We start from the raw sequence: 9,365 nt of genomic DNA, 5'->3' as shown, positions 1-9,365 counted from the left end.
CACAGACCGGAGCCGCCGCCCACATGTCCCTTCATCTTTTCAACAATGTCAAAGAACCTGCCAGACAATCAATGGCGGACAACCATTCACCCCGTTCCTTGCGTTCCGGGGGACAGTGTCCGTCTATGCTGGCGACCAGACCGTCAGCGCTTCAGCAGAAGCAGCGTCCCGTCCGGTGAAGCGGCATATATGGAGGGCTTTTGAGTCGGTCAACCAAGAAATGCCATAAATTTGAAATTTCAGCGACGAACCGAAACCGCAGCCTCCAACCCTAAGGGAAAGCAGGACTTTCCGCTCATGCGAGCGGTTCGCCCGCAAAGGTCTCGGTATCGACCTGCGCCTGCATGGCGCGCGCATAGCGCGGCCCCGACGGCGCATCGACCGGAAACAGCGAGTCGATCGCGGCAATGAGGTCCGCTGGCCAGTCGAACGCCAGGGTCGCGAGATTCTCGTCGAGATGGGCGATGCTGGTGGTGCCGGGTATGGGCACGACATGGTCGCCCTTGCCCAGCAGCCAGCCCAGGCACAATTGCGCCGGGGTGCGGCCCGCCTCCGCCGCCAGCGCCCTCAACCGGTCGACCAAGGCGAGATTGGCCGCCAGATGCGGCGGCGCAAAGCGCGGCATCGCGGCGCGGATATCGCCTTCAGGCACGCCGTCAGGGCCGACCCCGCCGGCCAGCAGCCCGCGCCCGACAGGGGAGAAGGCGACGAACGCCGTGCCCAGTTCGGCGCAGGCGTCCAGCACCGCGATTTCCGGGTTGCGCACCCAGGGCGCATATTCGGTCTGCATCGCCGCGATCGGATGCACCGCATCGGCGCGGCGCAAGGTCGCGGCGGACATTTCCGAAAGGCCGATCGCGCCGATCTTGCCCGCTTCCTTCGCGCGGACCAGCGCGCCGACCGATTCCTCGATCGGCACCTTGGGATCGAGCCGGTGGAGATAATAGAGGTCGATATGGTCGACGCGCAAGCGCCGCAGCGAATCCTCCAGCACGCGGGCGATCGCGGCGGGCGAGCCGTCCAGCCCCCGTTGGCCGTCGATTTCCGCCAGCACGCATTTGCTGGCCAGGGTAAACTCGCCGCGCCGGTCGCCGAGCGCCCGCCCCACCAGTTCCTCGTTCGCCCCGAAGCCGTAGAGCGCGGCGGTGTCGAAGAAGGTCACGCCCGCATCCAGCGCATGGCGCAGCAGCCGCTCGGCCGACGCCGCATCCGGTCGCGGCAGATAGGCGTGGCTGAGGCTCATGCAGCCCAACCCGATCGCCGACACGGTGAAGGGGCCGACAGTCCGGGTGGGCAGGCTGGTCATAAGGGCAATCCTACGTAATTTTCCGCGATCGTCGTCTGCGCCGCGACCGAAGAGGCGATATAGTCGAGATCGGCGACCTGCATCCGGCGATCGAAAGCGTCGGCGTCGGGGAAGCGGTGCATCAGCTTCGTCAACTGCCAAGAGAAACGCTCGGATTTCCAGATGCGGGCCAGCGCCCTGGCGGAATAGCCCGCCACCGCGTCATTGTCACCCCGCCGGAACCAGGCGATCAGCGCGTCGGAGAGATAATGCACGTCCGACGCGGCGAGGTTCAGCCCCTTGGCGCCGGTGGGCGGCACAATATGCGCGCTGTCGCCCGCGAGCAGCAGCCGGCCGTGGCGCATCGGCTCGAACACGAAGCTGCGCAGTGGCGCGATCGACTTTTCGAGCGCAGGCCCGCGCGTGATTTTCGCGCCCGCTTCCGGCCCCAGCCGCACCGCCAGCTCATCCCAGAGGCGATCGTCGGGCCATTCCTCGATCTTCTCGTCCAGCGGCACCTGGATATAATAGCGGCTGCGCGTTTCCGACCGCATCGAGGCGAGCGCGAAGCCGCGGTCATGATTGGCGTAGATCAGTTCGTGCGAGCAGGGCGGCACGTCCGCCAATATGCCGAGCCAACCGAAGGGATAGATTTTCTCGTAAGCCGTCGCGACCGACGCGGGGATCGCCTTGCGCGAGGGGCCATGGAAGCCGTCGCAGCCGCAGATGAAGGCGGCGTCGATGCGGTGGGTCGATCCATCCTTGCTGTAGGTCAGCCAGGGCGCGTCGCTGTCGACATCGTGCAGCGCGACGTCGCCGGCGTCATAGACGATCTCCAACCCGCGCTCGGGGGCGGCGGCCATCAGGTCGCGGGTGAGTTCGGTCTGGCCATAGACCATCACCTGTCTGCCCGTCAGCGCCGCGATATCGATGCGGATCAGCCGCTCGCCATCGGCGAGGTAGAAGCCGTCATGCGGCAGCCCTTCGGCGTGCATCCGCGCGCCCAGGCCCAGCCGGTCCATGAGGTCGGTGGTGGTGCGCTCCAGCACGCCGGCGCGGATGCGGCCGAGCACATAGTCGGGCGACGCACGCTCGACGATGACGACCTCGATCCCCTCGGCGCGCAGCAAATGGCCGAGCAGCAGCCCGGCCGGGCCTGCGCCGACGATGGCGACCTGCGTTTTCATGATGCACCTCTCCCGCAATGACTATGCAGGAAGGATGCCCAGAAGCGGCGAAGGGCGACAGGGCGGCGTCACCACATTAGTTGGACGATCCACCAGATCAGCATCATCATCTTCAGCGCTCCACCATCCGTTCGCTTCGAGCGAAGTCGAGAAGCGGATAGCGCATCCTCCTCGTTTCTCGACTTCGCTCGAAACGAACGGGGTGAGGATTGCGTGCGGAAACGGACCCGCAAAGCTGGACGATCAGGCGACAGGCAGCGTCACCACCGTGTCGGGCGCGTCGCGCAGCCGGACATAGAGCTTGCCGTCGCTGGGCCTCGGCACGGTCAGGGTCGATCCGGTATAGCCATGCGCGACCTCAGCCGCGCGGTCGAGGCCCGGCGTCGCGCCGACCGCGTCGATCAGGAACAGGTCGCGGCCCCGGATGGTGCAGCCCGCCCCTGCCCGCTCGCAGGTCACCGCCTCGATCTGCGGCAGGCGCGCCAGAGTCACCAGCGGCTGCCAGTCGCTCACCGCGTCGCCATGGCGCAGGCGGAAACGGAGCGGGCCGAACAGCGCGGGCGCAACCGCCTTGGGATCGAGGCTGGCGATCGCGATCTGCGGCCCTTCGAGGCGCAGGCCGGTCGCGGTGGTGAGGCGGATCGCCGCGCTCTCATCGGCGGGCGCGATATCGATCGAATCGGCGGCGGTCAGCGCCACGCCGCTCGCCGTCTCGACCGAAAAGACCAGCCGGCCATTGTCGGGCAGCAAGGCATCGCCCGGCAGCGCCAGCGCCTTGCCGCTCGCCGCGCCCGGCGTCACCGTGCGACTGAGCAGCCGCACCTGTGGCCGGGCGGCCGCCACCGTCACGTCGAGCGACGCGCTGCGCCCGTCGCGCAGCCGCACCCGCGCGCGCAATTCCTGCCCCGCCTCGGGCGCGCGCGCGTCGCCCTGCGCCATCAAGCGCAGCCGATCGACCGATCCGTCGCGCGTCAGGCCGTCGGGGCGCAGCGACAGGCCGCCCAGTTCCACGCTGTCCACCTGGTCGAGCCGCTGGCCGGTCAGCACGGCCGTCCGGTCCCCGGCATGGATCGCCAGCCCGTCGAGCCGGCTCGCCTGCGCGTAGCTTTTGAGCGGGATCGTCGTCGGCTCGGCCGTCCCCACATATTGGACATCGACGCTGATCGCCCCCGGCCGCCGCTCGCCGAGCGGCAGGGTGACGGCGATGGCGTCCTGCCCGCGCACCGCCCATTGCACCGCCTGCGGCACGGCATCGCCCTGGCGCAACGTCACGCTCTCGACGCAGGCGGGCGCGCTCCCTTTGAGCGTCAGCACGTCGTCGCGGCCGACCACCAGTTTCGGCTCGCCATCGACTTTCCAGCCCAGTTCGTCGGGCAGTTGCAAGCTGAAGTCCGGCCCCTCGAACCGGTCGAAGCCCCATTGGCCGTAAAGATGCGCCTGCACCGTCCCCTTGAACGCCGGCGGCAGCGGGTCGCCGCCCAGCACATAGCCGCCCCGGTCGGCGCGGGCCACGACCGGCAGCTCCACCGTCTCGCCCGATACGGCCTTCAGCGCCACCCGCATGTCGCGGGCATAGGCGGTCGAATAGATGAGCGGCGCACCCTCGACCGGCAGCACCGCGCCGGCGCGCGCGGCGCAGATCGGTCCCTTCGCCCCGCTGCGCAGGCGCGGCGGGCTGTCCGCCTCGATCGCGGGCATGGCGACGACCATCACCGACTTGGGCTTGGCGAAGGACGGCGCGGCGTTGAGCAGCAGCGCCATGTCCGCGTCGCGGCGGACGCTCAGCGTCGGCAGATAGCCGAATTCGGGATTGCTGAACGCGCCGAAGATGCGCGCCACGTCGCGGATCACGCCGATATAGGGGCTGTAAAAACCATAGCCCGCCTCGCGCGTGGCGCTCAATTGCAGGACGAGGTCGGTCGGCGCGCCGGTCAGCGTTTCGGCCATGGAACTGCTGTGCACGTCCGCCAGCACCAATGTCTCGCGATTTTCGAGCAGGCAGGCGGCCTGCATCTCGATCACCTTCGACAGGCATTCCTCGTTGAGCTTGATCGACAGGCTGCGCGCCAGCGGCGGGGCGAGCGTGCGCAGATATTCGGGATGGCTGTTTTCCTGCGCCTTGATCGCGCCCATGAAGGCGTCGAGCCGCGACCGGTCGAGCGACGCCTGGTTGAGATCCTGCGTCGCGCGCACGAACTCGCCGGGCTTGCCGCGCACCGCATCGCTCAGCACGCCCTCCGCGCCGCCGGTGTCGGGCACCAGGAACAGCACCATCTGCCGCGCGCCCTTGGGCACGGTAAGCGTCAGCGCCCGGTCCTTCTCCTTCTTCTTCCAGGTCTCGGCGAAGGCGATCCAGTCCTTGGGCGGCGGATTGGTCGCGCCGCGCAGGAAGGCCGACACCAGGATGAAGCGCGCGCCCTGATCGGCGGGCAGGTCGGCGGCGATGGCGATGCGGTCGCCCTCGGCCAGGCTCGGCACCTGCGCGATCGGCAGGGTCTTGTCGCCGCGCGTCACCTGAACCCGCACGGTGGGACCGGCCAGCTCGAACGGCGCGGGATCGGCGGCGCGCAGCGGCACCGCGCTGAGGCACGCCAGCGCCAGCGCGGCGCTGCCCAGCGTCAACCTCTTGATCGGGAAGCCTGTCATGCTGAACCCCTTATCCCGATCCCGCCGCCCGTGCCAAGGCCGCACCCGCCGAACGCCCCGCCCTGCGCGCCGGGTCCGCCCGCCTGGCTTGTCGGACGCCTAGCGTCCTGCCATGGTTGGACGATCCGCCATGACTCGCTCGCCCGTCCCCCATTTCTACCTCTACGGCGAACCGCAGCGGAGCGTTGCCGAAGGCTTCGTCCATGTTGAAAGCCTCGACGATCGTTCGCGCCCCAGCGAATGGACGATCCGCCCGCACATCCACCGCGACCTCAACCATATCATCCTGATCGCCGACGGCGGCGGCGCGATGCTGGCGGAGGGGGCGGAAGTGCGGTTCGACGCGCCCTGCCTGCTGCTGATCCCGGCGGGCGTCGTCCATGGCTTTGTCTGGCACCGGGACTCGCGCGGCCATGTCGCCACCATCGCCGACGCCTATCTGCGCGATCTGGTCGCGCGCGACGCGGACCTGGCGCCCTTGTTCGCCCGGCCTCATGCCGCCGCGCTCAGCCGCCACGAGGGCGAAGAAGCCGACGCGATCGTCGCCCGGCTGATGCGCGAACTGGGCTGGGCCGGGGCGGGCCAGCGCGCGGCGGTCGAATCGGCGCTGCTGCTGCTCATGGTCATGGCGTTGCGCCACGCCGCGCTGGCTGGGGCGATTCCGGCGGGCAGCGCGCGGCAGGCGGCGTTGGTCGCCCGGCTGCGCGAGCGGATCGACCAGCGCTTCCGCCTGCGCGAGCCGGTCTCGGCCCACGCCCGCGCATTGGGCGCCAGCCTCACCGCGCTGCGCCAGGCCTGCGCCAGCGTCGCCGGCGCCCCGCCGCAGCAGATGCTGGACGATCGCTGCCTGCTGGAGGCGCAGCGGCTGCTGCTCTATTCGCAGATGAGCGTGGCGGACATCGCCTATGCCGTCGGCTTTGACGACCCCGCTTATTTCTCGCGCTTCTTCGCCCGCCATATCGGCCAGCCCCCCCGCGCCTGGCGCGCCGCGCGGGGCGGTTGAACCGTCGTCGAAGCGCGCCTAGTTGCCCATCATGACGGCGAACGACCTTATCGACCTGCTCGTCGCGCGGCTGCTGCGCGACCATGGCAAGACCAAGCATCATTGGCGCAAGGCGATCGGCCCCATTCGCCTCTACGACAGCGCCACCCATGCCCATTGCAACTGGAGCGTCACGCCGACCGGGACCGCGCGGGATGTCGCCCTGATCGAAGCCTTGCTGGATGAGCTGCGGCTGGCGCATCCTATCCTGACGGATTGAGGCCGATCAGCCCAGCTGCGTTTCCAGTTCGCCCAGAACGCGGTAGCAGTCGAACACTTTCTGCACGCTGCTGTTGGGCTCGCGGCCGTCGCGGATGGCGCTTACAAATTCGCGGTCCTGCAATTCGATGCCGTTGTTGGACACCGCCACGCCGCTGAGGTCGATCGGCTCTTCCCTGCCATTCACCAGATCGTCGTAGCGCGCGATATAGGTGGCCGTATCGCCGATATAGCGGAAGAAGGTGCCGAGCGGCCCGTCATTGTTGAACGACAGCGACAGGGTGCAGATCGCGCCCGTCTCGCTCTTCAACTGGATCGACATATCCATCGCGATGCCGAGGTCCGGGTGGATCGGCCCCTGCATCGCATGGGCGTCAACGATCCTGCCCGCCTGATAGGCGAAGAGATCGACGGTATGCGCGGCATGGTGCCAGAGCAGATGGTCGGTCCAGCTGCGCGGCTCGCCCTTGGCGTTGATATTCTTGCGCCGGAAGAAATAGGTCTGCACGTCCATCTGTTGCACGGCGAATTCGCCCGCCGCGATGCGGTTGTGCACATATTGATGCGACGGGTTGAAGCGGCGGGTATGGCCGACCATGCAGGTGAGGCCGGTTTCCTGCTGCTTGGCGCGCACCGCCTGCGCGTCCGCCCAGCTGTCCGCGAGCGGGATTTCGACTTGGCAGTGCTTGCCCGCGTCCATGCAGGCGATCGCCTGCGCCGCGTGCATTTGCGTCGGCGTGCAGAGGATCACCGCATCGACATCGTCGCGCGCCAGCGTCTCGGCAAGGTCGGTGGTCGCATGGCCGATGCCATATTTCGCCGCGACCGCCTGCGTCGGCTCGAGGTTGCGGCCGACCAGCGAGGTGACGGTCACGCCGTCGATATTCTTCAGGCCATCGAGATGCTTTTCGCCGAACGCGCCGGCGCCCGCCAGGGCAATATGCATGAACTACTCCTTCAATAGCCCCTCCCCTTCAGGGGAGGGGTAGGGGGTGGGGTTGTGCGGCAAAGGCTTCGCTCAATTGGAAAGCCCCCACCCCAACCCCTTAGGTTACTCCGCCGCCAGCACCGCGACGCCGCTGCCGGTCATGTCCAGCCCCTCGCCATTGTCGGGCCGCAGCACGAGGTGGCCGATCGCGGTGTTGGAGCAGGGCACATGATAATGGCGATGCAGCGCCCGCGTCGCCTTGCCGAGCGCTCCGCGCATGATGAGCCACATCACCATCTCGATCCCCTCGCTGCCCGTTTCGCGCAGATATTCGATGTGCGGGATACGGCGCAGATGGTCGCTGTCGCCGATGAGGCCGTCGAGAAAGCGATTGTCCCATTCCTTGTTGATGAGGCCCGCGCGCGGCCCCTGCAACTGATGGCTCATGCCGCCCGTGCCCCAAACCTGCACGTTGAGGTCTTCGGGGAAGCTCGCCACCGCCCGCGCGATCGCCTCGCCCAGCGCCCAGCAGCGATTGCCCGACGGGGGCGGGTAGGTGACGACATTAACCGCCAGCGGAATGACCTTGCACGGCCAGGCGTCGGGCTTGCCGAACATCATGCTCAAGGGCACGGTCAGGCCATGGTCGACATCCATCTCGTTGATGATGGTCATGTCGAATTCGTCCAGGATCAGGCTCTGCGCGATATGCCAGGCCAGGTCGGGATGCCCCTCCACATCCGGCACCGCACGCGGCCCCCAGCCTTCGTCGGCGGGCTTGTAGCGCTCGCCGCAGCCGATCGCGAAGGTCGGGATGATCTTCATGTCGAAGACGGACGCATGGTCGTTATAGACCAGGATCACGACATCGGGCTTTTCCGCCTTCTCCCACTCCCGCGTCCAGTCATAGCCGGCGAATATCGGGCCGAAATAGTCGTCCTGATCCTTGCCGAAGTCGGACGCGACGCCGAGCAGCGGGATGTGGCTCGACGCGACGCCTGCGGTGATCCGGGCCATCAGGCTTCTCCCTTTCGGCCGGCGCTCTCCTTGAGCGACCGAAGCCCTTCGGGCGATCGCCCGCCCCTGTTCATCATCTCGCGATATTCGGGGAAGCTCATGTCGGTCATGGTGCTGACCGCATCGGCGAAGGCGATGCCGTCGGTCGAAAACAGCTTCGAGAGGAAATAGATATTGCCGCCAAGGTCGAGGCACTTGTTGTAATCGCGGGCGAGCAGCGCCTGCTTGGCCTCCTCGCTGAGCGGCCATTCGTCGAGATAGGCGCGCTCGTCGGCCTTGAACCGCGCGCGATTCTCCGCCTTCATCAGGCTCATCGCGAACTGGTTCATATGATAGCCCTGCCGCGCGCGCTTCGCAGTGAACACGCGGGTGCCGGGAATGTCGTCGAACTCGGCGAGATAGGCGTGGATGTCGTTATGCTGGGTCATGCTAGTTCCTCCCCTGCAAGGGGAGGGGGACCGCCAGCGAAGCGGGTGGTGTAGGGGTGTCCCGCTCTCGTGAGGGCGACACCCCTCCGTCATGGCTTCGCCATGCCACCTCCCCTTGCAGGGGAGGACGATTGTAGGTGCCCATCACAGTCCCCTCTCCTTCAGCTTCGCGTCGAGCCGCGGAAACACACGCCGCGCATTGCCCTCGAAGATCGCGTGCCGCTCCGCGTCGCTGATCGCCAGCGCATCGACATAGCGTTTGGTGTCGTCGAAATAATGGCCGGTGGTCGGATCGATGCCGCGCACCGCGCCGACCATCTCCGACCCGAACAGGATATTCTTGTTGTCGATCACATCCGCCAGCAGATCGACCCCCGGCTGGTGATAGACGCAAGTGTCGAAGAAGATGTTGTTCATCAGATGCTGGTCGAGGCTGGGCTTCTTGAGCATGTCGGCAAGGCCGCGATAGCGCCCCCAGTGATAGGGCACCGCCCCGCCGCCATGCGGGATGATGAAGCGCAGGCTTGGGAAGTCGGCGAACAGGTCGCCCTCCAGCAGCTGCATGAAGGCGATCGTGTCGGCCGCGATATAATAGCCGCCGGTCGCGTGCATC

The 9,365-nt window shown here is 67.3% G+C and carries 9 protein-coding genes; 2 read left to right on the top strand and 7 right to left on the bottom strand.

Features of this window, described 5'->3' with window-relative positions:
- Positions 1-295: 295 nt before the first annotated feature.
- The 3 genes from V2B31_RS18150 to V2B31_RS18140 form a co-directional block, all read right to left on the bottom strand.
- The gene (locus tag V2B31_RS18150) at positions 296-1,306 is read right to left on the bottom strand and encodes an aldo/keto reductase (RefSeq protein WP_328281185.1); all 1,011 of its coding nucleotides are present in this window, start codon (positions 1,304-1,306) and stop codon (positions 296-298) included.
- On the bottom strand, positions 1,303-2,472 hold the full coding sequence (pobA, locus tag V2B31_RS18145) for a 4-hydroxybenzoate 3-monooxygenase (protein WP_328281183.1): 1,170 nt from the start codon (positions 2,470-2,472) through the stop codon (positions 1,303-1,305). Before pobA ends, V2B31_RS18150 begins: the two co-directional genes overlap by 4 nt.
- Before the next feature lie 243 nt (positions 2,473-2,715).
- Complete coding sequence (locus V2B31_RS18140; protein WP_328281181.1) at positions 2,716-5,118, bottom strand: hypothetical protein; 2,403 nt, start codon at positions 5,116-5,118, stop codon at positions 2,716-2,718.
- Between the two features lie 130 nt (positions 5,119-5,248).
- On the opposite strand from V2B31_RS18140, the gene V2B31_RS18135 reads away from it, so the two are divergent.
- Both V2B31_RS18135 and V2B31_RS18130 read left to right on the top strand, forming a co-directional pair.
- The gene (locus V2B31_RS18135) at positions 5,249-6,121 is read left to right on the top strand and encodes a helix-turn-helix domain-containing protein (RefSeq protein ID WP_328281179.1); all 873 of its coding nucleotides are present in this window, start codon (positions 5,249-5,251) and stop codon (positions 6,119-6,121) included.
- A gap of 31 nt (positions 6,122-6,152) precedes the next feature.
- Positions 6,153-6,380 (top strand): hypothetical protein, encoded by a 228-nt coding sequence (locus V2B31_RS18130; protein ID WP_328281177.1) that lies wholly within the window; start codon positions 6,153-6,155, stop codon positions 6,378-6,380.
- Between the two features lie 6 nt (positions 6,381-6,386).
- On the opposite strand, the gene V2B31_RS18125 is transcribed toward V2B31_RS18130, so the two are convergent.
- From V2B31_RS18125 to V2B31_RS18110, 4 genes are all read right to left on the bottom strand, one after another.
- A complete protein-coding gene (locus V2B31_RS18125; protein WP_328281176.1) occupies positions 6,387-7,325 on the bottom strand; it encodes a Gfo/Idh/MocA family oxidoreductase in 939 nt (312 codons plus the stop codon).
- Positions 7,326-7,430: 105 nt separating this feature from the next.
- The gene (locus V2B31_RS18120) at positions 7,431-8,324 is read right to left on the bottom strand and encodes a class III extradiol dioxygenase subunit beta (protein ID WP_328281174.1); all 894 of its coding nucleotides are present in this window, start codon (positions 8,322-8,324) and stop codon (positions 7,431-7,433) included.
- Positions 8,324-8,752 (bottom strand): protocatechuate 4,5-dioxygenase subunit alpha, encoded by a 429-nt coding sequence (ligA, locus tag V2B31_RS18115; RefSeq protein ID WP_328281173.1) that lies wholly within the window; start codon positions 8,750-8,752, stop codon positions 8,324-8,326. The genes V2B31_RS18120 and ligA overlap by 1 nt, the downstream gene beginning before the upstream one ends.
- A 144-nt stretch (positions 8,753-8,896) precedes the next feature.
- On the bottom strand, positions 8,897-9,365 hold a 469-nt coding region (locus V2B31_RS18110), incomplete at its 5' end, for an amidohydrolase family protein (protein ID WP_328281172.1).

The organism is Sphingobium sp., assembly GCF_036170395.1.
In the GTDB taxonomy this organism is placed as follows: domain Bacteria; phylum Pseudomonadota; class Alphaproteobacteria; order Sphingomonadales; family Sphingomonadaceae; genus Sphingobium.
The sequence above is the reverse complement of the archived record's forward strand: the minus strand, read 5'-3'. Positions and strand labels throughout refer to the sequence as shown.